This is a genomic window from Polyangiaceae bacterium (genome assembly GCA_020633205.1).
GTDB lineage: Bacteria > Myxococcota_A > Polyangia > Polyangiales > Polyangiaceae > JAHBVY01.
In genome coordinates this window covers 120524-142950 of sequence record JACKEB010000010.1, presented here as the reverse complement: position 1 = coordinate 142950, position 22427 = coordinate 120524, and the positions used below count along the sequence as shown (strand labels likewise).

Genomic DNA, 22427 nt, shown 5'->3' with positions numbered 1-22427 from the left:
TTTTGGACCGCTTGTGGGGCGCGGGGTGACTTAGCTCCGACACCGGCGTTGCCCTGCAGCGTCTCGAACGAGTGTGGAGGATTCCAGTATGCGCAAAGTGTTCCCTTGGTTCTTGGTCTCGACTCTGGCTGCGGCGGGGCTCGTCGCGTGCGGGAGTGACGGCTCGAGCGATGGGAGCGGCGGCTCCGGTGGAGGCGGCAACGGGGGCTCGAACGCAGGGGGCAACGGCGCGACCGGGGGCACTGGCGCGATTGGCGGCAGCGCGGGATCCGCACAGGGAGGATCGTCGCAGGGAGGGTCTGCTCAAGGTGGCTCCGCGCAGGGGGGCACTGCAGGCGTCTCGGGCAGTGGTGGCTCCGGCGGGAACGTCACCATCGGGGACTGCAACGACGGCATCGACAACGACGGAGATGGCTTCACCGACTGGGGGAGTGATCTCGGCTGCGCGAACGCTGACGACGATGAGACCTCTGGCACCCGTGGGGAAGAAGACGGCTTCACCACCTACGACGTCGCGGTCGATAGCCAGCTCGTCTACGTCAGCGACAGCGAAGGCGACGACAACAACGACGGCAGCACGCCGGCGACCGCCGTGAAGACGCTCACCAAGGGTGCCTCGCTGGTGCGGGACGGCGAGAACGACTTCTTGTTACTCAAGCGCGGGGACACCTGGCGTGGGGAGAACCTCGGGCGCTTCAAGTCAGGTAAAGACGCAGCGCACCCGTTGGTGATCGCCGGCTATGGGGAATCGACGGCGCTGCCGCGCATCGAGGTGGACCGGAACTTCATCGATCACAACGGCAAGGCGCGCAGCTTCGTGCACCTCGTAGGGCTCGAGATCGTTTCCTATCCAAAGATCCCTGGGGATTCAGCGTTTGATGGCGCAAGCGGTGGCGGCCTCCGCTACGTCGGCGGAGGCAGCGGCCTGCTCATCGAAGGTTGTCACTTCCTCTATGGCGAGCTCGTGTTTCAGTCGTACGACGTCGAGCACTACGACGGCATCGAAGTGCGTAGGAACGTGATCGAGAGAAATTACCACGCGGATACATGCGGCAACAACTCGGCCTATCGTCCCTCCGGTATCTACTCGAGCCACGTCGACAACCTGCTGATCGAAGAGAACCTCCTGGATCACAACGGGTGGAACGAAGATCAGGTCAGCTCCGCGTGCGCCACCATCTACAACCACGACATGTACTTGAACGCGGATCACCTGGTTATTCGCGGCAATATCATCGCGCGGGCCTCCAGCATGGGCATCAAGATGCGCGCTGACGATACCGGGGGCGCCGATGACCTCGTCTTCGAGAACAACCTGATCGTCGACGGAGAGATCGGCATCGGGATCGGAGGCAACTCGGACCTGCCAGACCGCTTCTCCAACGTGCAGATCAAGGACAACGTGTTCACGCAGATTGGCCTGAGTCAGCCGACGAATCGTCCTTTTGCTTGGCTCTTGGACGTCGCCGACAACGCAACGGCAACCATCGAGGGCAACTACTTCCTGCATCAGCCCTGGCACAACAACGGCTACGGCATCAGCATCGGCAGCGGCTCTGCCAGCAACATCACGATCAACGACAATCTGTTCTACGACCTCAAGGGCAACGGCATCATCCTCAAGCCGCAGAGCGGGTGGTCCAACGTCGCCGTCACCAAGAACCGCATCATCGATCCGACCAACGGATCGTGTCTGATCAAGCATGAAGGCTCCTTCGCGGCAGTGAGCTACGCGGACAACGAGTACAGCTCGGGTAGCGGTCAGCGCTTCTGCGTCGATGGCAGCGACCGCGATTTGGCGGCGTGGAAGTCGGCCTCGGGGGAGTCCACCGCTGCGGCGTGGAGTGGCTCGTTCAGCGATCCGGATCGCACGCTCGGCAGCTACTCCGGGACCGTCGGCCTGCCGGCCACCATCGAAGGCTTCCTGGACGCCGCGCTCAAACAGAGCCGCTTGAACTGGCGCACGGATCTGCAAGCCGCGGCGGTCAACGACTACATCCGCGCCGGCTTCAACTGAGCGATCCACTCCACGAAGCGCTTCCGTAACTTGCTAGGACAGCACCTCGAGAGTGTAGGTGCAGCGACCACCAGAAACGGCCAGCGACGGGACGAAAGTTGTCCCTCGGCGGCCCGTTCCGATAGCCATCCTTCACGCGCCCCTGACACTTGCTTCGTGCAAGTTGGGTGGCGCGAACGGCTGAGGGACCGCCGTAGGTGCGGCCCCACTGGAGGTTCTGCTTGTCCATCCCGCTCACCGTCGAATTGTTACCGCGCGAAAACGACCTGTCGGCCGACTCACGGCAGGAGGCTTCACCGGTCTCACGACGTCGTTGGCTTCAGACTGGCGCCGCCATCCTCGGCGCCTTGACTGGCGTGGGCTACACCAGCGGCGCGAGCGCGGCGACGCGAGTCGTGGCGCTCGGCGAGGTGGAGAGCAAGGTGAGGCGAGACGAGCGCTGGCTGCAGCGAGAGCTGAAGAAGGCGCTCAAGGCAGAGCTCGGGCGCATGGAGGTACCGAAAGGGGCCCGCGAACAGTACGTGCTCAGCGTGAACCTGACGCAGCTCTTCACCAAGCAACGCGAAGGGCGCGATCCGAAGCACGGTGAAGCCGAGAGCACGGCGGTGATCTCCGCGGTGCTGCGAAAGCGGAAGGGCGGCACGTTGCACGCGATCCTGCGTGGCAAGGCGACTGCGGTGGATTCCCACGTGGACGCGCGGGAGATCGAGCTCTCGGCGCTGCAAGGAGCCGTCCACAGCGCGCTCCGCCGCGTACCCGACGCGATCACCGACTGACGGCTCCTTTGATAGCTCGCTGTCAAAGGATTAGCAGCGGAGACGATCGCCCTTCGAGTCCGTGCTCTGCTCAGCCTGTGGGTCCACATGGGGCCCCAAGGAGGAGCCCATGCACGCCGATCGCTACGATGCCCTATTGGGAGAGCTGCACGCTTACGCGCCGCTGTACCCCAAGTTCGGTTTCAACCTCGCGAATCACGCGCCCATGGTACTGGATGCACTGTGGGAGCTGGGAGCCGACTCCCATGCGAAGACGTGGCTCTCCGAGAGCACTCCGGATCTCGCAAGATTACCGCATGGGAACGTGCTCGGGCTGCGTGAGCGCGCATCGGCGCTCGGCGACACCTCACGCGCTGCAGACTGGATCGCGACGTTCACCGCTGAACTCGAAGCACAAGGTGTCGAGCGCACGCTGCGCGTCGCCCTGCCGTTGCTCACACCCGGGGTGATGGCGGCGTCGCTCCACGGCGTGCTCCGCACGGCTCACGCGCTGCGTGCGCTGTCACGAGCCCGCACTCCGGTGCGCCTCGCTGAGCTTGCCCACGGGCTCGGGACCTGGGCGGCTTGCTATCAGCTGCTGCCGGGGCTCGAGCGTCCGACGTTGCTGGCGAGCCAACGCTTGTCGCCCCTCGAGTGGCTCGCGCAGGGACCGCTCTTGCCCCAGGCGGAGCGCCTCTCGGGGCTGCTGCACGAGATCGTCAGTCCGCTGGCTAGCCACGAACCGTGGCTCGAACACTTGCGGCGCCTGGGGTCGGTGGTCGCCGATGAGTCCGCGCTGCACGCCATCGCAGCGTGGTCCGCGGAGCGCCTGGTGCTGGATCCCGAGGGAAGTAATGCGCACCTGCACGGGGTGACCGTGCCGAGCAGTCTCGTGTGGTTTGGGCCCTGGGTCGAGCAAGGTCAACTCGACGTTCTCGCGCGACACGTGGTGCTCGGCCTCGGCGCGGTGCACGCCGCGAGCGCTTCAGACGGCGCCAGCCAGTGCGCTCCCAAGGAGCACCTCTCCCCCAAAATCCTGGTCGAACAGGCGCTAAAGAGCGGCGACGACCACGCGCTGAAGGTCACCGAGGCTGCGCTCCGCATCTCAGCTCGGGGACGCGTGGACGACCGCTGGCTGGTGCGCGGAGCTGAAAAGTGGGTGCGGCGCGCCAACGCTCGACGCGCCGCCTGATACCTCAGTAGCGGTTCTGCTAATGTTTTGTCAGATCACTCCTTGGTGAGCTTGCACTTGTCGAGCCAGCCACCGCGCCACTCCCCCTCGAATTTCACCTTGCTGTTCTTCTCGATCTTCGGGTCGCCTTCGAGCACGCACTTGAAGGAGTTGGTCTTGGCTTCGTCATCTGCGACGTAGGCCCAGTGGTGGGTTTGACCGTTCAGCTTCGTGGTCTCGAAGAAGTACATCACGCCGCTGCCGCTCAGCGATTTGCCCATCAGCTTGGCGGCGTTTTCTTTGACGGTCTTGGGGGTGAGGTCCGTCGTAGGGACCTCCGCCGCTGGTGCTTCTGCCGCAGCGCTCGCAGCCGCCACAGGTGCTGATGCCGCCGCGGGTGCGGTGGTTGCGCTGGCGCTCCCTTTGGCGTCGCCAGCTTCTTGGTTGCAGGCCATCGCGAGTAGCCCGAGCGCTGCCAGCGTTCCCAACTTGTGCATCATGTCTCTCGTCCTCTCCATTCATGCGGCCTTCACCGCTTGTGGGGACGATATACGCCGAGGTCCGCTCGGCGATACCTCGTTAGCCGCTGTCGCTGGGGAGAATGCGGCTCTCGAAGTTGAGAATCAGCGCTCGCTCGGCGCGCCGGCGAACCAAGGTTGACCGTAGGCGCCAACGCCCGCCATGCGACCCATGCTTTGCCATGCGGCAATTAGCTGGCCGCGCTCATCGGGCGTGAAGGTGTCTGGCCGCGTGTCGAGCTCCCGTTTCGCTACGGACAGCCAGGCATCGGCGCGCACGGCGTCGCCCACGGCGAGGTAGGAGAGGCCGCGGTACAACGCGTAGTGCGCCTGATCTTCCCGGGAGAGCGCTGCATAGTCCGCTTCGGCATCGCTGAACTCGTTCAGCGCGTCGGGGTAGCGCGCGTCGCGGTAGTGGTCGCGCCCCAGCTCCCAGCCGCTGCGGCAGCCAGCGAGGCCCAGCAGGCAGAGGACGAGGGCAGGGGTGAACGGGTTCCGCCACATGGGGGCCTTGTCGGTCGCTCCACGCCCGAGTTGCGCCGCAAGTTCAACGTGCGCGGTTCAGAGCGGCGCCGCTGAATCCATGCCGCGCCGCCGAATCAACCATGCGCCGCCGAACCAACATCGCGCCGCCCGATCAACATCGCGTCGCCGAACTCATGCAATTTGAGATCGTGCGCGGCGGCCAGCTGCCAGGCGGCATCGAGTGCGCCGTCCGAGGCGAAGGCACGGGTGAGCTCGCGGTGACTGCTGCCTGCCTCGTGGATCCCGGTGAGCAACACGTCGACGACTTGCGGCTCATAGTCCGCATGGAGTCGCAAGCTGGCGAGCCCAGAGCCGTGCTGCAGCGCACCTCCAGGCAACGCCGCGGCCTCGAGGGCACGGGTCGTGCTGCTTCCCACCGCCACAATCAGGCTGCCCCGCTCCCGCGCCGCGCTGACCGCGGCCATGGTTGCCTCGGGGATCTCGTAGCGTTCAGGGAAGGGCAACAGCGCGTCGAGCGCGGCGTCCCCCGTGGAAGAGATCCCCGCGGCATGCGTTAGCCAGGCGAGGTGTTGTCCGGCTTCTTGCAGCGCGCTCAGCACGCTCGCGCTGAGGTGCCGTCCAGCACTCGCCGGCTCGATAGCCCAAGGTCGGCCGACGTAGCTGTTCTGTACTTCGCTGAGCTGGTGGGCGCGCGAGGTGTACGCGTACTGGATGGGCGCGCCGCTCGCGTAGAGCGCGTGAAGCAGCCTGCGATAGCCGCCAGCGCAGCGGAGTTCGAAGAGGCGCCCGCTTTGACCCAGCACCTCAAAGCGCACGCCGGCGGCGGAGCGCAGTCGAGCCCCGACGGGTAGCTGCTGCACCGGACCACGCTGCTCGGTCTGCACCTGGTAGTTCCCGCTCCCGAACCCGATCGCGCTGAAGTCGCCGCTCTCGTCGTTCAGGCTGGCTATTCGGAGCTCGATGCGCGTGCCACCGCCTTCCACCTCGACCCACAGGGCCGCGGGGAGCACCGCGGCGTCGTTGAGCACCCAGAGAGTTTCCTTGGGGAACAGCCTGACCAGGCGCCCCTTGGGCAAGACGCGGCTCTCCCCCTCCGTGTTGACGTAGATCACACTGCCTTCGCCATTGGGGCGTGGTAGGCGCTGGGTCAAGAGTTCGGGCAAGTGCCCTGAGACCGGTCGCTCTAGAATCGCGTTCATGCTGCCTCCAAGGCGCTGAGCTCCCGCGTCGAGAGTCGGGTGCCGTTCGGGACGCGGTACGGGGAGCCGAGCAGGTTGGCGAGCTGGACGGCGACCGCGCTTGGAGGGGCCAAGCTCGCTGGGTCTGCGTCGGGGATGGCCGCGCGGTGCATCTCGGTGTCCATTTCCCCGGGGTCCACGCTCAGCACCCGCAGGCTTTCTCCAAGCTCCGCGGCGAGAGTGCCGAGCAGGTGATCGAACGCCGCCTTGGAGGCCGCGTAGGCTCCCCAGGTTGGGTAATGTTCCACCGCGGCGTCGGAGCTGATCCCCAAGACGACGCCGCGCCCGTGGAGCAGAAGGTTCCCTGCCACGGCTCGCGTCAGTGCGAGTGGCCCAAACACGTTGGTGCGAAACACCTGTTGCAGGCGGGCGCTGTCACCATCGAGCAACGGCCCGAGGGGTGTTTCCCCGAGGTCTGATGCGTTGTGGACCACGGCATCCAGGGGGCCCACCAGCGCCTGGGCGACGCCGGCGACCCGCGTCGCATCGGCCAAGTTGGCGACATCAGCGACGATTGCCTCAGCCTTCGCGCCCCGCGCTTCGCCCAGCTTCCTTGCTTCAGCCGTCGCTGCTTCCAGGTCGTCGGCGTTGCGGGCAACCAGGGCCACGTTGACACCTCGGCGGCAAAGTTCGAGCGCCAGCGCGCGCCCCAAACCACGGCTGGCGCCAGTGATCAATACTGAACTGACGCCCCAGTTGAGCGGATCTCCATGCGGCATTTGCTTCCTCCTCATGCCAGGAACCATGCGGCCGCCCTGACGACGTGTCGTCAGCGTTGCTATTGCGTTGACAGCTTGATACTAGCTTGGCCGATGGCGATCTCGAATGGTGCCGAGGGGCAGCCGGCAGGCTCCCCCCGGGTGGACCAAGCGGCGGCGGAGCGCGCTGCGACCAACCTGGCGAACAACATCCGTGCGTTGCGCGAGCTGCGGAAGCTCACTCAGCAGCAGCTCGCGCAGCTGTCGGGCGTGCCGCGCCCGACGGTTGCGAACCTCGAGACCGGCGGCGCGAACCCAACCCTCGGCGTGTTGGTGAAGATCGCATCCGCCCTGGGCGTGAGCATCGAGGAGCTGATTCTGGCGCCGCGCTCTTCTGCGAAGTTGTATCCGGCGGGAAGCCTGCCGAGTCGCACACGAGGCAAGGTGAAGGTGCAGAAGCTCTTGCCAGACCCGATTGTTGGCCTCGAGATCGAGCGCTTCGAGCTACCTGTGGGCGCGAAGATGACCGGCATCCCACACACGCCGGGAACGCGGGAGTACCTCACCTGCGAGACGGGGGAGATCGAGCTCGCGGCGTCAGGCGATGTGTTTCGCCTGAACCCCGGCGACGTGGTCGCTTTCCGTGGGGATCAGAATCACTCCTACACCAACCGCGGGCGCAAGACCGCAGTGGCCTATAGCGTCGTCGCCCTCGCCCCCGCTCCCGTCTGAACACTCAGTTCAGGCCCAGGGAATGGCCGAGGGTTTGGGGGAGAGGACAGCTCCTAGCTAGCTCAAGCCAGCGGATGCCAGTCGTCGCCCTCGGAGCTCTGCTGAGCGGCCTCCTCCGCAGCGATCAGCTCGCGCTCCCAAGCCTCGGGCATCTGCGCCGCGAGCGCCCGGTTCTCGCGGTCGTGCTCGGCTTGATCCAAGAGCGCCGCGATACGCTCGAGCAAGACGTGAGTCGTCGATTTATCGAGGGCCGATAGTCCCACCGCGTCCGGTTCGTTCTTCACCGCAGCGACCTCGTCGGGGCTCAAGCGGTCGAGCTTGTTGTAGACCAAGAGCCGTGGGATCTGGTCGAGCTCCAGCTCCTCCAACAGCTTCTGTGTGGTGTCGATGTGGGTCTGGTGCTCGGCGTCCGAAGAGTCCACGACCTCGAGCAACAAATCCGCGTCCGCCGCCTCTTCGAAGGTCGCGCGAAACGCCGCGAATAGATCCTTCGGCATGTTGCGGATGAAACCCACGGTGTCTGTCAGTACGATTTCATTGCCCTGCGGAAGCCTGAGGCGGCGCGCGCGAGTGTCCAGCGTGGCGAAGAGCTTGTCTTCCGCCAGCACCGAGGCACCGGTGATGGTGTTCAACAGCGTGCTCTTGCCGGCGTTCGTGTAGCCGACGATGGCCACCACCGGAGTGTCGCTGCGCGCCCGCTGCCGACGACGCTCCGCGCGCTGCCGCTCGAGGTGCTTCAGCTCCTTCTCGAGGCGGGTGACGCGCTCACGCGCGCGGCGCCGCCCGATTTCTAGCTTCGTTTCACCCGGTCCGCGACCGCCGATGCCACCCGTGAGGCGGCTCAAGGCGTCGTCCTTCTGACCCAAGCGGGGCAGGCGATACTTCAGCTGAGCGAGCTCGACCTGCAGCTTGCCGTCTCGAGTCTCCGCGCGCTGGGCGAAGATGTCCAAGATCAGCTGGGAGCGATCGATCACCTTGAGGTCCGTGCGCGCGGCGATCGCCGACGCCTGAGCCGGTGTGAGGTCGCAGTCGAAGATCAGGTTTTCGACGTCCAGGTCGATCGCGCGCATCACGACCTCTTCGAGCTTGCCACGGCCGAACACGAACTTCGGGTCCACACGCTCTCGCAGCTGAAGGATGCTATCCACCACTTCGACGCCAGCGGTCTCCGCGAGGCTCGCAAGCTCAGCCAGGCTCGCCCGCGCGTGTGCGGCGCCGCCCTTCTTCTTCTCCGCGACGTGCACCAAGATCGCCCGGCCGTCTTTGGCCTCGACCTTGCGGGTGCGCGCGCGCCGCGCGAACTCCGCCTCCAGCCCCTCGATCAACTCGCCGAAGTTGGGTCCGGGTGTTCCGTAGGGAACCGGCCCAACCACCTCGTAGGGTGCGCTGTCCGCGTCCTCTGCGCCGGGGCTCGGTGGGATGTTGTACGCCCAGGTGAAGCTCTTTGCTTCACCCTCCGGGCTCAGCAGCACCGCAGCTACCAGGTCGAGCCGGAGCCGAGTCAAGTCGGTGAGGTCGTCGTGAGTGAGCGGCTCGTTGAACAGATGGGTGTGGATCAGACGCAAGGCGCGGAAACGACCTTGAGCGGCCCTCAAGCGACCGATGTCTGGCAGCATCAGGCCTGTGGCGCTGCCGACGATCACCGACTCCACGCTGCCCGAGCGATGGACCAAGGCGCCGACCTGGCGCTTGGTCTCCCGCGACGCTTCCACCAAGGAGCGCACCAGCTCCAAGGTTGCGATCTGTTCCAGCGGCACTCGGCGGCGATAGATGCGCTCGAGGGCCTTGTGTGCGCGCGGCCCGAGGCCGCTTGTGTTTCCGAAGATTTCCGTCATTCAGCTCGCCCGGCGGCGGCCTTGAATGGGCGCCACGACATTCCCCGGGGGTAGAGCGGAGGCTAGCACGCTTTTCAGGGGAGTCCCGAGGCGGCGGGTGGCCGACGAGAGGGTCGCTCGCCGAAGCGCTCGATGGCCACGCGGCCCTTGCCGCTGCGCTTCACGCCGTACATCACCCGGTCGGCCAAGGCGAGCAGCGCCGCGGCCTCTGGCGGGGCTGACTCGACCCACACGATGCCCACGCTGGCCGACAGCTCGGCCTTGGGGAACGCCTCGCCCACCTCCTGGGTGCTCGCCAGGATGCGCGCCGCGATTGGCCCGAGGGCCTCGAAGGGCGTATCCACGCAGATAAACGCGAACTCGTCGCCGCCGAGGCGCGCGGCGACGTCGTCCCGCCGGAGCGCAGCCTTCAGTGACTCTGCCGCGTGCTTCAGCGCTTGATCACCCGCTTCGTGACCGTAGGTATCGTTGAGTCGTTTGAAGTTGTCCAGGTCGAGGTAGCCGAGGGCGAAGTGCGTGCGATGGTGCTCTGCCCGCAAGAGCTCGCGGCCAAGCAGGTGCTCAAAGGCCAAACGATTGGCCAGACCCGTTAGCGGGTCCGTCCGCGCGAGCTCCGTTTCCGCGCGTAACAGAAGCCGCAGGTCGTCACGCTGCTTCTTGATGCGGCGGAGAAAGAGCGCCACACCGACGTAGATCACGAGCCGCGTGAATGCGTTCCAGAGCGTCGGCAACGTGTCTGTGTAATAGGGGGCCTCCGCCAGGTACCAGGAGCCGGCCGCCGCGAGGGCCAGCGCCACGCTCCAGCGTGCGCCGACCTGCCACGCGAGCCAGGCGACGGGTCCCAGGTAAAACAGCGAGAAGCCCCAGCGCGGCCCGGTCGCGTAGTCGACGTAGCCGACCGCCGCGACTGCAGCCGATGCCAACACGACCTTGGCCCAGGCCACCTGACGCCCAGCGCTTTCCGCAGCGGATGCAAGCTCCCTCACCATCGGCCTCTAGAATCGGACTCGAGCCTACCGATTCCTGGAAGAACCGACCATGAGGCACGGTTGTCCCAATTACGGGCTTGCAGAACTAGAAGCGTGGCCGCGCGGTGCAGCTCGGGGCCTGTTCGGTGGCGAACGGGCCGAACCTCCGCGCGGCTTCGGCGGCGTCCCGCCCCGCCCAACTCGGGCGGACGTAGCGTACCCGCACCGCTTTGCGGTTGCCCCGGGCGCACACGGGCGCGATGGTCCCGCCGGGAGGAAGTCAGATGGAAGGTTTGGTTGGACTGACGCTGTTTGCCGTCATGGGCTTCGGCTTCTTCGTTCTGGTTTTGATTTTCAAGGCGCTGCGCATCGTGAACGAGTTCGAGCGCGGCGTCGTGTTTCGCCTGGGTCGGGTCAACTCGGACAACGTGAAGCAACCCGGGCTGCGCTTGCTCTTGCCGTTCATGGACAAGATGGTGAAGGTCGACATGCGCACGGTCACTCTCGATGTGCCGCCGCAAGAGGTGATCAGCAAGGACAACGTCACCATCAAGGTGAACGCGGTGATCTACTTCCACGTGATGAACGCGACGGACGCGGTGATCAAGATCGCGAACTACTACACCGCGACCTCGCTCTACGCGCAGACGACGCTGCGGAACATCCTGGGTCAGCACGAGCTTGATGAGATCCTCGCCGAGCGGGAGAAGATTGGCCGCGCGCTGCAAGAGATCATCGATCAGGCGACGGACGCTTGGGGCATCAAGGTGACCGCGGTGGAAATCAAAGACATCGAGCTGCCCGAGGTCATGCGTCGCGCGATGGCCAAGCAAGCCGAGGCTGAGCGTGAACGTCGCGCCAAGATCATCGCCGCTGAAGGCGAATTTCAGGCGGCGCAGCGCCTGCAAGAGGCTGCTGGCGTGCTGGCGCAGAACCCGGCGGCGATTCAGCTCCGCTACCTGCAGACGCTGGTCGAGATCGGTGTCGAGCAGAACACCACCGTGGTGTTCCCGCTCCCGATGGATCTACTCAAGGGCTTGCAGAACTTCGGAGCTTTGGGTGCCAACGTGGACCCAGGTGCCGGACCCAACACCAAGCGCATGAGCGGCGGTGCCTGAATCCGCGAGGAATCAGGCGAATCAAGAAAACCGCGCGTTGGCGAGAGCCGGCGCGCGGTTTCGTGCGTTTGGCGACTACGTGCCGAGGTCGTACTCGATGACCTTGTCCGAATCGAGCTCGTAGCGAAACTCGAGATCGGTGGATCCGGTGGCGACTTCGAAGGTGACCCAACCCGAAGACCGCGTGCCCGTTTCCTCGAGAGTGGAGCTCTGAAGCCGGGGTTCGCAGGTGCCGCGAAAGCTGTACGTGTGGGGCAGCCCTTCGGAGTCGATGAGCCTCATGTTGTACGGTGCAGGAGTGAACGGCGTGTCGCTCGTGGCTTCGAAGGTCATCTCGATTCCCACCAACCGCTGCCCGGCCTTCTTGAGCGCGCTCTTTTCGTAGTACCGAGCCTCACACTCGGCCATTGCGGTGAGCGTGAGATCGAAGCCAAGTCGGTGCGCCGTCTCGCCGATCCTCAGGCTGCCAGCCTTCCGGCGCCTCGCGTCGGCTCTCTGGGGAACAGGGGCCGCCGGCTCGTCGGCGCTCGAGGTCGCAATGGGGGCGGCGATGACCACGGACTCAGGATGTGCGGGTTTCGCGGAACAGCCGAGTTGTGCTGTCACCGAAGCTAGGGCGACTAACGAAGTCACCGCGCGAATCGAGGAGGAACGCATGGCTAGGAGCCTAGCCAGATCGACGCCCGAGCCCCAACTCGCAAACCTTCGAAGAGCTTCCACTAAGCGTTGCCGTACGGTTTCAGAAGCACAAAACGCCTAGAGGCCCGCTCCGTAGAGCGGGCCTCCCAGACGCAAGCGCGGCGGGCGCTATTCGTCCTCGTCACCGCCCTCGTCGCCATCATCGTCTCCGGGTGGGCCGGCGCCGTCACCGATCCCCGGCTCCCCATCGGGACCCGGCGGGTTGGCCGAGATGGGCTCTTCAGGGGGCGGCGGATTGCTCGTGTGCTCCACCGTACCGGGAGGGTTCGAGTGTTCCTCCACTTCTGGGGGGTTGGCCGTGGGCTGACTTCCACCGCAAGCGGGCAGCAGCGCGGCGGTCAGCACGAAGGCGGGGGCGAGTTTCTTGATTCGACGCATACATCTCCTCAGGGTTGAGCGTTCGTCGGCGAACGCTAGCCACACGTCGGAGCTTACACGCTCTGTGCCAATCCGGCTTCTGGACCTGACAAACGTCGGCGCCACGGGCACACTCGCCGGCCCATGGCGCTCCTCACCCCCCTCGATCGATCCGCTGCCGCTGCCATCGTCCAGGGCTACGGCCTGGAGCTCACCGGCTTCGAGCCGCTCGCTGCTGGGAGCGTCAACTCGAATTTTCGCGTCGATACCGCCCAGGGGCGCTTTTTCTTGCGGATATACGAGGAGCAGCCGGAGGCGGGGGCCCTGCGTGAGCTGGAGCTGTTGCGGGGGCTCGCGGCGGCGGGCGTGCCGACCACGGTGCCGCCGCTGCGCCTCGATGGGGCAAGCGTGTCGCACCACCAAGGCAAGCCCGTCGCGCTCTACCCATGGGTCGAGGGAGACATCGTGTGCACGGAACGAGCCGATGCACAGCGCTGCGAAGCCGTGTCTGCAGCGCTGGCACGCGTGCATTTGGCCGGCGCGAGCTTGCCGCAGCAACCAGCGAGTCGCTTCGACGTGGACGCTCTGCGGCAGCGCCTGAGCCTGATTCAGCGCGACGCCTCCTCAGAGCTTTGCCGTGCGGCAAAGGAGATCGAGGCGCTGCTGCCAGGGGTCGAACAGGCGCGGGTTCCCGACTTGCCCCAGGGTTTGATCCACGGGGATCTGTTCCGAGACAACGTGCTCTGGAGCGGCGACGAGGTCGCCGCGCTGATCGACTTCGAGAGCGCTTCTCAAGGCGTGTTCGCTTTCGACCTGATGGTGCTCATCCTGTCCTGGTGCTTCCGCGATCATTTCGATCACGACCGCGTACGAGCGATGCTCCGGGGCTACCAGCGCGTGCGTCCGCTGAGCGCCGAGGAGCGCAGGGGTTTGGGGGGAGAGGGAGCCCTTGCGTGTCTGCGCTTCGCCACCACCCGGATCACCGACTTTTCGATGCGGGCAGCACCGGGCAAGCCGCCAGTCCGAGACTACCGCCGCTTCCTGCAGCGCCTCGACGAACTGGCGCAGCCTGAACTCCGCGAGCTGCTCGAGCGCGGCTGAGTCATCGCTCTGTTGGTTCTGGCCGCGCTGCTAGCGCTCGCGCTCTGCTAGCGCTCGCGCTCTGCTAGCGCTCGCGCTCTGCGACGAAATAGATCGCGATGGGCTTTGGCTCGCTCGCGGCCCAGCTCAGCTGGACTCCGAACGTTGGGCGCTTGTAGTCAGTCACTACGCCGAGCTTTCTCCAGCGGCGCATCTTGTCGCGACCGATGGCCAGATCGAGGTTCTGGCTCGTGCTCCGTTCGATAGCGAGCGTGTGTTCGGCGAAGGCGTCATTCCCCCAGTTGTCGTCGGGGGTGAGCAGGTGGAGCTGGTCGGTGCTGCAGCCTTTGCAGCGAGTGCGGAAGCCATAGAGCAAGCCAGGGATGATCGCCTTGGCCGTGGCCCGCACGCGACTCGTGACCCAGACTCGGCACTCGCGACGACTGAGCCAGCCGGTCGCTGCGTCCAACTGGATGTTGCCGTCGGGATCGAGCTTGAGAGTCTTCCATGCGACGCCCGAGTAGAACTCGTAGCTCGGCGAGCAGTGCGCCATCACACCGCCGCGCAGATCCGCGCGCACGGGTTGCCGGTCCAGGGACTCCTGGATCCAGCCAAACGCCGCATCCTTCACCGCGAGACGTACGTCGTCACCGCCGCGCGCTAGCGCGTCTTCGCGACGTTTGAAGTTCGTGAAGGAGAGCACCAAGTCGTCCGCCTCCACTGCGGACGGCCGGGTGAGCGGCCGTGGGTAGCGCTTGTCTTCGGGGCCGACTTCGAAGAGCGGGAGCGCTTCGAGGTCGAGTGACTCGGACTTCACCGGGAGCTGAGGCGGATGCACGTCGCGCTGGAGGCGAGCGAGGCTGCGCCTGCCCAGCTTGCGCGGTGGGGGCATCGCGAGCGCGTGGCTCTCTTGAGTCCAGTTCGCAACGGATGACGGCTTGAACTTCACGGCAGGGGCTCCGTCCAGGCTCTGGAGGAAGGCGCTCAGCGCTTCGATGTCTTCGCGGTCGAGCTGGGCGCTGTGGCCCATCTGGGTGTCGGTTGCGCGCAGCAGGATTTGCAGCGTCGGATAGCGACCGTCGTGAAAATAGGGAGCGGTGCCCCCGACGAAGCTGAGCGATGGGGTGTCGAACTCGAAGTGGCTCTCGACGGGTCTGCCGCTCTTCACGTCGTGGCGCTGATTGTCGCTGCCACCTGCCACGTGGCACCTCGCGCACCCGGTCTCCTCACTGAAGAACAGGGCTGCGCCGCGCTGGTACTTCGCCGAGCCTCGGTCTGTTTCCGTACGGTGAGGTGCGGGCATCACGGCTAGCCAGGCCTTGAGCGCCGCGAGGTCTTGCTTGGACTCGGGGGCGTTCAAGCCGCGACCTCCCAGGGCACGAAACGTCAGCTCCAGGTGATGATCCAAGTCGCGGTGGTCGCCGAACCAGCCAAGCGGCGCCGTGCCTTGGATACGACCCGCGAGCATGATGCTCTGGCGCGGGCCGTCTGGGGTAGACCACGTGAGGCCGTCGTCTCGCCCATCGGGGTGACAGCTCGCGCAGGTGCGGCCATCGAGGGAGAACCGTAGATCAAAGGTGTTGTGGAAGAGCTCGCGCCCGCGCAGCTGCTCGGCGGTGTAGCGCGCCTGCGGTGCGCGCCAGCTGGTGATTCGCGTGACGGCTTCGCGCCCCGACCTCCCGAGGTCGACGAGGGCGAGCTCTCCTGCGAACTGCGACCAAACTGCCGCGCGAGTGCCCGCGAGCGCCACGCCGCTCGGGCCGGCGGGAAGTGGAAAGCGCCGTGATTCCACACGGATTGGATCGGATGCGCGCGCGTCGAGCTCGAGCAACGTGTTGGTGCCCTGGCACGCCACGTAGAGCTTGTCGCGGGCGCTGGTCGCTGCGCGTGGCAGGGTGCACTCTTCCCCCCAGCCGCCCACGTGGTCCCAGTGGTCTGGGGACGCTGCACCTTCGTGGGCGAAGCGAGTGAGGGAAGTTTCCGCGGCGGGGTCGATCACGCTGACCAGTGGCAGGTGTGCGCGCACGCGGAGGCTGCCGTAGCCGTGGCTGATGACTGGGTTGCCCGAGAAGGCGGCTGCCCCGGGGGCGAACAGCCGCTTGCCTTCGCCCAGGCGGGCCAGGGCCAGCGCGAATCCCTGAGTTAGTTTCCTGGTGGAAAAATTTCCGTCGGTGTCGAGGGAGATACGTCGCGCTTGATGTAGGTCGCCTGCCAGGTCCACCACGGAGACACGACTGCCAACGGCGTGGGAGACGAAGGCGCGGTCGCCGAGCGCCAGCACCGCTCGTGGCTCGCGCTCCAAGGCGACGCGGTACTTGGTGTCCAAGGAATCTGGATCGAGAGCGCTCAGCTGGCGGTCCCAGCTGCTGGTTACCAGGAGCGTGTCTCCGGTTGCTGCGAGGCCGAAGGGCTCGCTCGGCACCCTGGCGGAGCAGCGCAGCTCGAGGGGCCTGGCGATGGCGGTGATCTCGAACACAGCGACGCGATTCGCGTCTTGGAGTGTGACTGCGACGCGACCATCCGCGAGCACCAAGAGCTGAGACGGGGTCACGCCCAGCGGGGTGACGGCGACCTGTCGTCGTTCATCCAGGTCAAACGTGGCGAGCGCGCGTTGGTCGGCATCGGCGACCAGCGCCAGCGTGTGCCCCTTCGATTTCACGATCGCCACACTCGAGCTTGTGTCTGCTGGCAGGCGTCGAACCTCCAGGCTTCCGCGCCGGGCGCACGCAGCGAGGTTTGGCTTTCCGGCGGTCGACGCGTGTTGGCCTTCTCTGGTGCGGGCGGCGCCGGTTGGTGCAGAGCGAGTCTCTGGTGGACGGTTGAGGGCTGGCGCCGAGCAGGCAGCACACAGCAGCGCAAGAGTCAGAACGGCACGCACGCCCCGGCTACGCGGAAGCGTGACGGGCGCCACGCCGCCTCCCATTGGCAGAGTCCGCTGCTCCTCCCCCCCAAACCCGCTTGTTTCCGCAGTCCATCAGGGAAAGTCCGTCGATTCCATTCTGCGGGCGTGGGAACAGCTGCGAAGCTAGACTCGTTGCGCAAGTCGGACTCCGGTGTTTCGGGTCCGCGGCGAGAGGGAGGACGCGTGAGCGACACTCAGCACGGCGAAGCAAATGGCCAGCGCGGGCAAGCGCGCGACTTTCGCGCGTTCATCGCGTCACGCAGCGGAAAGCTACCGAACGGCGGGAGCGCAGAGGAAGTCGGGCCGAGCGAACCCGGCTACGCCTACGTCTCGGATCGAGCGACCCGTGCGGTGTTCGACAAGCTTGTACCCATGCAGCTCGCGGTGGAGGCGGCGGTGCGGGCGTTCTGGCACTTGGAGCTGGGGCGTCTACTCGGTGGCGCCGTCAAGGTCGGCCCAAAGCAGTTTCCGCGAGTCGATCGCATCACTCAGGAGTGCGCCGGGATCCTCGGTATCGCGGCACCGAGCGTGTACGTGGTGAATAGCCCGTACCTGAACGCGGCGACCTACGGCACGAAACAGCACTCGTTCGTCATGGTGCACTCGGCGCTCGTGGATCACCTATCCGACGCCGAGCTGATGAGCGTGATTGGCCACGAGTGCGGCCACATTCACAACCAGCACGTGACTTACATGACCGCGCTGCGCATGATCGAGAGCGTCGGCGGTCGCTTCAGCGCGCTGTTCAGCCTCGGGCTGAGCCTCTCGTTGCAAGCCTGGTCTCGCCGCGCGGAAATAACCTGCGATCGCGCGGCGCTGCTGTGCTGTCAGGACCTGGACGTCGCAACTCGGGCCTTGGCAAAGCTCGCGCTGGGCTCCAAGAAGCTCTACGAAGAGCTCGACGTGGAAGTGTTCCTCGAGCAATACGGCGAAATGCAGGGCAATGTCGGTCGCATCAGTGAGATCTTCTCGAGCCACCCATGGTTACCGAAGCGGGTGCTCGCGCTGCGCAAGTTCGCCGGCAGCGACTACTTCCAGAACCACATGCGGCCCGCTGAGGGTGGCGGCAGCGAAGGCACACCCCTCGGAGAAGTCGATCGCGAGGTCGAAGAAATCGTGAAGGTGCTCGGATGAGCGAGGAACTCAGGGAGTTCGAGGCTCGCCGTGGTGAGCTGCTCGGTGTCCTAGAAGAGGGCGCGAAGCTCGCGCGAGAGGTGGGGTCGGACAGCCTCGCGGAGCGGATGGAAGCCCAGGCGATGGAGCGCCTTCGCTCTGGCAGCTTCCACTTGGTGGTCGTCGGTGAGTTCAACCACGGCAAGACCAGCTTCGTGAACGCGCTGCTTGGCAAGCAGCTGTTGCCCGTGGGCGTGACGCCCACGACAGCGGTGATTCATCACGTGGTGCATGGCGAGGAGCCGAGCGCGCGCCTCGTATTCGCTGATGGGAGCGAGAGCGCCCTGGACGTCGCTGAGCTCAGTCGCTTCAGCGCGCAGGACACAGAGACATCGGAGGACGTTCGCAACAGCGGTGTGCGCGATCGGCCGCCGAGCTACCTCGAGCTTCGCTATCCATCGGCACTGCTCGAGAGCTCCATCACCCTGGTGGACACCCCCGGGGTCAACGATCTGTCGCTGACCCGCGCGGAAATCACCTACGGCTACATCCCACGCTCGGACGCCGTGCTGTTCTTGCTGGATGCGGGGCAACCGTTGAAGGAGAGCGAGCGCCGCTTCCTCGAACAGCAGCTGCTCGAGCGTTCTCGCGACAAGATCCTCTTCGTCGTCACCAAGGCGGATATTTGGAGCCCTGAAGAGCGCGAGCAGGCGCTCGGCTACATCGAGGGGCGCCTGAAGAAGCTGGTCAAGAATCCGAAGCTCTTCGCCGTGAGCGCCCAGGAGGCGCTGGCGGGCAGGGGCGGCGACGTCGAGCAGCTGGTTGGCTACCTCAAGCGGTTCCTCGCGGAAGAGCGCGGGAAGATCCTGCTGGACAACGCGGCGATCGAAGGCCAGCGCGCCCTTGGGGCGTTGAGCCATGGTGTCGAGGCGCGCCGACGCAGCAGCGCTCTCAGCCTGGTGCAGCTCGAGCGACGAATCACGGCCCTGGAGCAAGAACTCGAAGGCAACGCCCGGAGCATCGAAGACCGGCGCCTCGAAATCCGTGAGGCGGCGGGCGCGATCAAGACGGGGGCGCGCAAGGACCTGCAGCATTTCGTTGACGACACGCTAGCTCGCTTGCCAGTGCTGCTCGCAGAAGCCTCAGGAGAAGAGGTGCGCCTGCATCTCGGGGCGTTCGTCGAGCAGGGCTTCCGCGACTTTCTGGAGCGCGAGACGCGCAGCATGGCGCAAGATCTCGAGGGGCTGGCGGATCGCATGGTGGCACTGCTCAGCGAAGAGCAGGCGCTGAAGGCCGCGGAGCTCGCGGAGGCACTTGGTGGATCGTTGAGGGCGCCGAACGTGGAGGTCGACACCTTTGCGTATGATTTTGGGATCCTCGCGGTAATGACCGTCGGGCTAGGGACGCTGTTCGCCAATGCGCTGCTCGGCGGCGCGCTCTTGGTCGCTGCACCGGCGCTCGCGTTGTGGCAGCGAGGTCGCACCGAACGAGAGATCAAGCGCCGCGCGCAGGAGCTGTTGCCCGCCGCGTTGCAGGGCGCGGCGGACGAAGTAGCTCAAGCCTTGGATGGCATGGTGGATGCCTTCACCAAGGCGCTCGATGAGTGGATCGTCAGTGCCATGCGCCAGCTGCACGTGGAGCTCGTTGAGGTGCTGCGCAAGACACGCGCCGAGCGCCTAGAGGAGTCTCGGGATCGCGAGGCACTGGCTCAGCAAGCCGCCGACCTCGCTCAGCGCTTGCTCGGGCTGCAGCAGGCGCTAGCGGGCTTTCGTCTCGAGCTGCCCGTAGCTGCCGGTTGAGCCTGCGAGGCGCCTCTCTGGGCGTCTCGCATTGACTCGCCCGGGCGTGCCCCGTATGCGCGAGCGATGAGTGTTGCGCGCGGTGGCCGCCTGGCGGCGGCAGATCAGGCCATGCTGGAGTTGAACCAGAGCGTGGAGGTGGACAAGCGCTTGTGGCGTGAGGACATCGACGGCTCCTTGGCCCACGTGGGCGGCCTGGAAGGCGCGGGGATCCTCAGCGCGAGCGAGGCCCAAGCACTGCGTGACGGCTTGGCTCAAGTGGCACGTGAGATCGAGTCCGGTCAGATGCAGTGGGACCCGATCAAAGAAGACGTGCATATGAATATCGAGTCGCGCTTGGTGGAGATCGTCGGACCGGTTGGGGGCAAGCTCCACACCGCGCGCTCGCGCAACGATCAGGTCGCGACGGACTTGAGGCTCTTCGCGAAGCGCCGCGGCCTCGAGATCTTGGAGGCGCTCGATGGCTTGGCTGGAGTGATCCTGCAGCGCGCGGAAGAGCAGATAGACGTGCTGATGCCTGCCTATACCCACCTGCAGCGCGGACAGCCGAGCCGCCTCTCGCATCACTTGATGGCCTGGCAGGAGATGCTGTGGCGGGATCGAGGTCGACTGCAGGACGCGATCCAGCGCATGGACGAGAGCCCCCTCGGCGCGGGAGCGGTAGCTGGCACCGGCTTCAAGCTCGACCGCCATGGCGTGGCCCAAAGCTTGGGCTTTGGTGCGCCGATGCGCAACTCGCTGGATGCTACCGCGAGCCGTGATTTCCTCATGGAATTGGTGGCGGCGCTCGCCATCCTCGGCGTGCACCTGTCGCGCATTGGCGAGGAAATCGTGCTCTGGAGCAGCTCCGAGTTCGGCTTCATGGAGCTCTCCGATGGTTTCTCCACCAGCTCGTCAATGATGCCGCAGAAGAAGAACCCGGACGTCGCCGAGCTGGTACGTGGGAAGGCGGCGCTCCTGATCGGAGCCACCACGAGCCTGATGGTGCTGGAGAAGAGCCTTTGTTTTGGCTACGGGCGCGAGCTGCAAGACGACAAGCGGCCGCTCTTCGACTCCTGTGACAACGCGCGAATCGCGCTGAATGCGTTGGCCGGCGCCATCGAGACCGCCCGCTTCAACGGGGCTCGCCTCGAGGGTGCACTGGAGCGCGGCCACCTCACGGCCACGGATCTGGCGGACTACTTGGTGACTCAAGGGGTGCCCTTTCGCGAGGCGCACCACGTGGTCGGTGGGCTGGTGCGTCGAGCGTCGGAGTTGGGGGTTGAGCTCGCCACGCTGTCAGCTGACGAGCTGAAAGCGGCGCATCCAAGCCTCGAGGGGCCAGAAGTGGCAGCGGCGCTGGATCCCCGAACGGCTGTCGAGCGCCGCGCGCTCTTCGGTGGACCTGCCAAGGCGCGAGTGCAAGAGGCGATCTTCGACGCGCGGCAGCGCTGGGCCTAGTCACATAGGCGAGGTGATTGGTTGGTTCCGCGGGGATCAGAACGTCAGCGCAGCGGGTGGCTCGTAGACCCACTTCTGCTTGCCGGGTTCGGCGCTGTCGAAGGTGCCGAGTTGCCACAGCACGACTCCGGTGACGGCCAGCGCGCTGGCCCCGACGATCACGTAGGTGGCCCAGTCGGGCCAGCCCGCGTCGTGATCGAAGACCTGAGGCGGGCCCGCGAAGTCGGGGCGGAGATCCGCCTTCCAAACCAGCCATCCGCTGCAGAGCTCGCCCTCGCAGCTCCTGACCTGGATTTGCCCAGCACGGGTTGGACCAGGAGCGGGTCTGGCCATCAGCCAGCGGTCGCAGCTCACGGACTCGAACTTGCGCGCCTCTGGCTGATTGCGCGCGGAAACGAAATCGGCCTGGGTGCAGCGCTCCGTTTCAGGGACGGGGAGGGGGATCTGTCGCGTCTTGTCGTCGACCTCCAGCCACGCAGCGTAGAGGTGCCTGCCATCTCTGCTCAGCCGCACATGATGTGCGCCCGACGAGAGGATGCTACCTCGCGCATCCCCCTCCACACGCGTTCCGTCGATGTCGAGACGGGTGCCTCGGGGAACATCGAAGCGCACACGGGCACTCCACGGCAGTTCACCTGACACCTCGGCAATGCCTGCTTCATCGAACCCCGTCGCGCGGCCACCTCCGAGGTTGTTTGCGTCGAGCAGGAGTTTCCACACGGTTTCGGTTGAGTCGGGCGTCCGAGACTGCAACCTGGCCTCGAGGCGCAGGCACTCGGCCATCAGCCAAGGCGCCTGGGGTAGCTCTGGGTGCTTGCGCAACAGCGACTTGGTTTGCTTCAAGGCGCGCTTGGCTTCTTCGTCCTGGAGGCTGCCCACCAGGGTGCGGATGGTCTCCAACCCCGACTCCACCCGCTTGGCTACCGCCGCCGGGTAGGGGACGCTCGACTGCGGCGCCGCAGCTGGGGCGCGAGTCGCTATGCCATGGGTGAGTTCGTAGCTCTCGATGGCCAGGCGTTGATCGAGCGTCGGCGCGCTCGCTCCCAACCACACCAGCACCCACGCTCCGCTCATACGGCCTCGACTCCAGAAGTCCTGGTGCGTGGCTCGGGCAGCCAGCGTTTGGGGCGGCTTGGCCCGCCGGGAGCTTGGAGATTGGAAAACACTGCGGCCTAGGAAAGCAGGAAAGCGTGGCAGATCGGCGAGAGGACGCGGCGAGAACGCGGCGGTTCGCTGCGCTCAAGCGTCGCTAGCATACCCTCAAAGGCTGAACGCAGCGCTAACAGGCAACGCAGCGCCAGCAGGCAACGCAGCGCCAGCAGGCAAACCGGCATGCCCCCAGCGTTCCCGCTTTCGTCACTTCCACTTATCGAGGTGTTTCGATGAACTCTCCCCCAAAAAATCCGCTGGTCGTTATCGCCGAACGGTTTCCGAACCCGCTGGCTCGTGTTTCCGCCCGGGTCGAGTCCTGATACGCTGGACAGTAACGTCAGGTGGCCGC

19 protein-coding genes are annotated in these 22427 nt (G+C 65.8%); 9 read left to right on the top strand and 10 right to left on the bottom strand.

What is annotated here, in order from left to right; translation table 11 throughout:
- The first annotated feature begins 88 nt into the window (after positions 1 to 88).
- The 3 genes from H6718_00730 to H6718_00720 all read left to right on the top strand — a co-directional run bounded on the left by H6718_00730 (position 89) and on the right by H6718_00720 (position 3964).
- Positions 89 to 2017, top strand: a complete 1929-nt coding sequence (locus H6718_00730) for a right-handed parallel beta-helix repeat-containing protein (GenBank protein MCB9583888.1) — start codon at positions 89 to 91, stop codon at positions 2015 to 2017.
- A gap of 221 nt (positions 2018 to 2238) precedes the next feature.
- Positions 2239 to 2793, top strand: a complete 555-nt coding sequence (locus H6718_00725; GenBank protein ID MCB9583887.1) for a hypothetical protein — start codon at positions 2239 to 2241, stop codon at positions 2791 to 2793.
- A 109-nt stretch (positions 2794 to 2902) separates the two neighbouring features.
- Entirely contained in the window at positions 2903 to 3964 is a 1062-nt protein-coding gene (locus tag H6718_00720; GenBank protein MCB9583886.1) for a DUF4243 domain-containing protein, read from the top strand.
- A 35-nt stretch (positions 3965 to 3999) separates the two neighbouring features.
- Here the strand turns inward: H6718_00720 and H6718_00715 are convergent, their stop codons facing one another.
- The 4 genes from H6718_00715 to H6718_00700 all read right to left on the bottom strand — a co-directional run bounded on the left by H6718_00715 (position 4000) and on the right by H6718_00700 (position 6904).
- The gene (locus tag H6718_00715; GenBank protein ID MCB9583885.1) at positions 4000 to 4440 is read right to left on the bottom strand and encodes a hypothetical protein; all 441 of its coding nucleotides are present in this window, start codon (positions 4438 to 4440) and stop codon (positions 4000 to 4002) included.
- A 126-nt stretch (positions 4441 to 4566) separates the two neighbouring features.
- Positions 4567 to 4965 carry a hypothetical protein gene (locus H6718_00710; GenBank protein ID MCB9583884.1) on the bottom strand — a complete coding sequence of 133 codons (399 nt, stop codon included), beginning with the start codon at positions 4963 to 4965 and terminating at the stop codon, positions 4567 to 4569.
- A 95-nt stretch (positions 4966 to 5060) separates the two neighbouring features.
- A complete protein-coding gene (locus H6718_00705; protein ID MCB9583883.1) occupies positions 5061 to 6146 on the bottom strand; it encodes an S-adenosylmethionine:tRNA ribosyltransferase-isomerase in 1086 nt (361 codons plus the stop codon).
- Positions 6143 to 6904: an SDR family oxidoreductase gene (locus tag H6718_00700; protein MCB9583882.1), complete on the bottom strand. Its 762-nt coding sequence runs from the start codon at positions 6902 to 6904 to the stop codon at positions 6143 to 6145. The genes H6718_00705 and H6718_00700 overlap by 4 nt, the downstream gene beginning before the upstream one ends.
- 93 nt (positions 6905 to 6997) lie before the next feature.
- Here H6718_00700 and H6718_00695 point away from each other — a divergent pair, with 93 nt between their 5' ends.
- Positions 6998 to 7615 (top strand): helix-turn-helix transcriptional regulator, encoded by a 618-nt coding sequence (locus H6718_00695; protein MCB9583881.1) that lies wholly within the window; start codon positions 6998 to 7000, stop codon positions 7613 to 7615.
- Positions 7616 to 7677: 62 nt separating this feature from the next.
- On the opposite strand, the gene hflX is transcribed toward H6718_00695, so the two are convergent.
- Positions 7678 to 9450: a GTPase HflX gene (gene hflX, locus H6718_00690; protein ID MCB9583880.1), complete on the bottom strand. Its 1773-nt coding sequence runs from the start codon at positions 9448 to 9450 to the stop codon at positions 7678 to 7680.
- Between the two features lie 74 nt (positions 9451 to 9524).
- Entirely contained in the window at positions 9525 to 10436 is a 912-nt protein-coding gene (locus H6718_00685; GenBank protein MCB9583879.1) for a GGDEF domain-containing protein, read from the bottom strand.
- Positions 10437 to 10702: 266 nt separating this feature from the next.
- On the opposite strand from H6718_00685, the gene H6718_00680 reads away from it, so the two are divergent.
- Positions 10703 to 11536: a slipin family protein gene (locus H6718_00680; GenBank protein ID MCB9583878.1), complete on the top strand. Its 834-nt coding sequence runs from the start codon at positions 10703 to 10705 to the stop codon at positions 11534 to 11536.
- Positions 11537 to 11611: 75 nt separating this feature from the next.
- Here the strand turns inward: H6718_00680 and H6718_00675 are convergent, their stop codons facing one another.
- Complete coding sequence (locus H6718_00675; protein MCB9583877.1) at positions 11612 to 12193, bottom strand: DUF4352 domain-containing protein; 582 nt, start codon at positions 12191 to 12193, stop codon at positions 11612 to 11614.
- Between the two features lie 150 nt (positions 12194 to 12343).
- Positions 12344 to 12613 carry a hypothetical protein gene (locus H6718_00670; protein ID MCB9583876.1) on the bottom strand — a complete coding sequence of 90 codons (270 nt, stop codon included), beginning with the start codon at positions 12611 to 12613 and terminating at the stop codon, positions 12344 to 12346.
- 123 nt (positions 12614 to 12736) lie between these two features.
- Here H6718_00670 and H6718_00665 point away from each other — a divergent pair, with 123 nt between their 5' ends.
- On the top strand, positions 12737 to 13693 hold the full coding sequence (locus H6718_00665; protein MCB9583875.1) for a homoserine kinase: 957 nt from the start codon (positions 12737 to 12739) through the stop codon (positions 13691 to 13693).
- A gap of 64 nt (positions 13694 to 13757) precedes the next feature.
- Here the strand turns inward: H6718_00665 and H6718_00660 are convergent, their stop codons facing one another.
- Positions 13758 to 16340, bottom strand: a complete 2583-nt coding sequence (locus H6718_00660) for a c-type cytochrome (protein MCB9583874.1) — start codon at positions 16338 to 16340, stop codon at positions 13758 to 13760.
- A gap of 417 nt (positions 16341 to 16757) precedes the next feature.
- Here H6718_00660 and H6718_00655 point away from each other — a divergent pair, with 417 nt between their 5' ends.
- The 3 genes from H6718_00655 (at position 16758) to argH (ending at position 20926) form a co-directional block, all read left to right on the top strand.
- Entirely contained in the window at positions 16758 to 17708 is a 951-nt protein-coding gene (locus H6718_00655) for a M48 family metallopeptidase (protein MCB9583873.1), read from the top strand.
- Positions 17705 to 19486: a dynamin family protein gene (locus H6718_00650; GenBank protein MCB9583872.1), complete on the top strand. Its 1782-nt coding sequence runs from the start codon at positions 17705 to 17707 to the stop codon at positions 19484 to 19486. Before H6718_00655 ends, H6718_00650 begins: the two co-directional genes overlap by 4 nt.
- Before the next feature lie 66 nt (positions 19487 to 19552).
- Entirely contained in the window at positions 19553 to 20926 is a 1374-nt protein-coding gene (gene argH / locus H6718_00645) for an argininosuccinate lyase (protein ID MCB9583871.1), read from the top strand.
- A 36-nt stretch (positions 20927 to 20962) separates the two neighbouring features.
- Here argH and H6718_00640 read toward each other — a convergent pair whose 3' ends face one another.
- Positions 20963 to 22000 (bottom strand): hypothetical protein, encoded by a 1038-nt coding sequence (locus tag H6718_00640; GenBank protein MCB9583870.1) that lies wholly within the window; start codon positions 21998 to 22000, stop codon positions 20963 to 20965.
- Positions 22001 to 22427: the final 427 nt, after the last annotated feature.

Excerpts from the sequence above, each read along its gene's own strand:
- H6718_00720 (MCB9583886.1), top strand. The coding sequence starts at position 2,903 with ATGCACGCCGATCGCTACGATGCCCTATTGGGAGAGCTGCACGCTTAC.
- H6718_00695 (MCB9583881.1), top strand. The coding sequence starts at position 6,998 with ATGGCGATCTCGAATGGTGCCGAGGGGCAGCCGGCAGGCTCCCCCCGG.
- hflX (MCB9583880.1), bottom strand. The coding sequence starts at position 9,450 with ATGACGGAAATCTTCGGAAACACAAGCGGCCTCGGGCCGCGCGCACAC.
- H6718_00675 (MCB9583877.1), bottom strand. The coding sequence starts at position 12,193 with ATGCGTTCCTCCTCGATTCGCGCGGTGACTTCGTTAGTCGCCCTAGCT.
- H6718_00650 (MCB9583872.1), top strand. The coding sequence starts at position 17,705 with ATGAGCGAGGAACTCAGGGAGTTCGAGGCTCGCCGTGGTGAGCTGCTC.
- H6718_00730 (MCB9583888.1), top strand. The coding sequence starts at position 89 with ATGCGCAAAGTGTTCCCTTGGTTCTTGGTCTCGACTCTGGCTGCGGCG.
- H6718_00710 (MCB9583884.1), bottom strand. The coding sequence starts at position 4,965 with ATGTGGCGGAACCCGTTCACCCCTGCCCTCGTCCTCTGCCTGCTGGGC.
- H6718_00670 (MCB9583876.1), bottom strand. The coding sequence starts at position 12,613 with ATGCGTCGAATCAAGAAACTCGCCCCCGCCTTCGTGCTGACCGCCGCG.
- H6718_00700 (MCB9583882.1), bottom strand. The coding sequence starts at position 6,904 with ATGCCGCATGGAGATCCGCTCAACTGGGGCGTCAGTTCAGTATTGATC.
- H6718_00640 (MCB9583870.1), bottom strand. The coding sequence starts at position 22,000 with ATGAGCGGAGCGTGGGTGCTGGTGTGGTTGGGAGCGAGCGCGCCGACG.
- H6718_00705 (MCB9583883.1), bottom strand. The coding sequence starts at position 6,146 with ATGAACGCGATTCTAGAGCGACCGGTCTCAGGGCACTTGCCCGAACTC.
- H6718_00665 (MCB9583875.1), top strand. The coding sequence starts at position 12,737 with ATGGCGCTCCTCACCCCCCTCGATCGATCCGCTGCCGCTGCCATCGTC.
- H6718_00715 (MCB9583885.1), bottom strand. The coding sequence starts at position 4,440 with ATGCACAAGTTGGGAACGCTGGCAGCGCTCGGGCTACTCGCGATGGCC.
- H6718_00680 (MCB9583878.1), top strand. The coding sequence starts at position 10,703 with ATGGAAGGTTTGGTTGGACTGACGCTGTTTGCCGTCATGGGCTTCGGC.
- argH (MCB9583871.1), top strand. The coding sequence starts at position 19,553 with ATGAGTGTTGCGCGCGGTGGCCGCCTGGCGGCGGCAGATCAGGCCATG.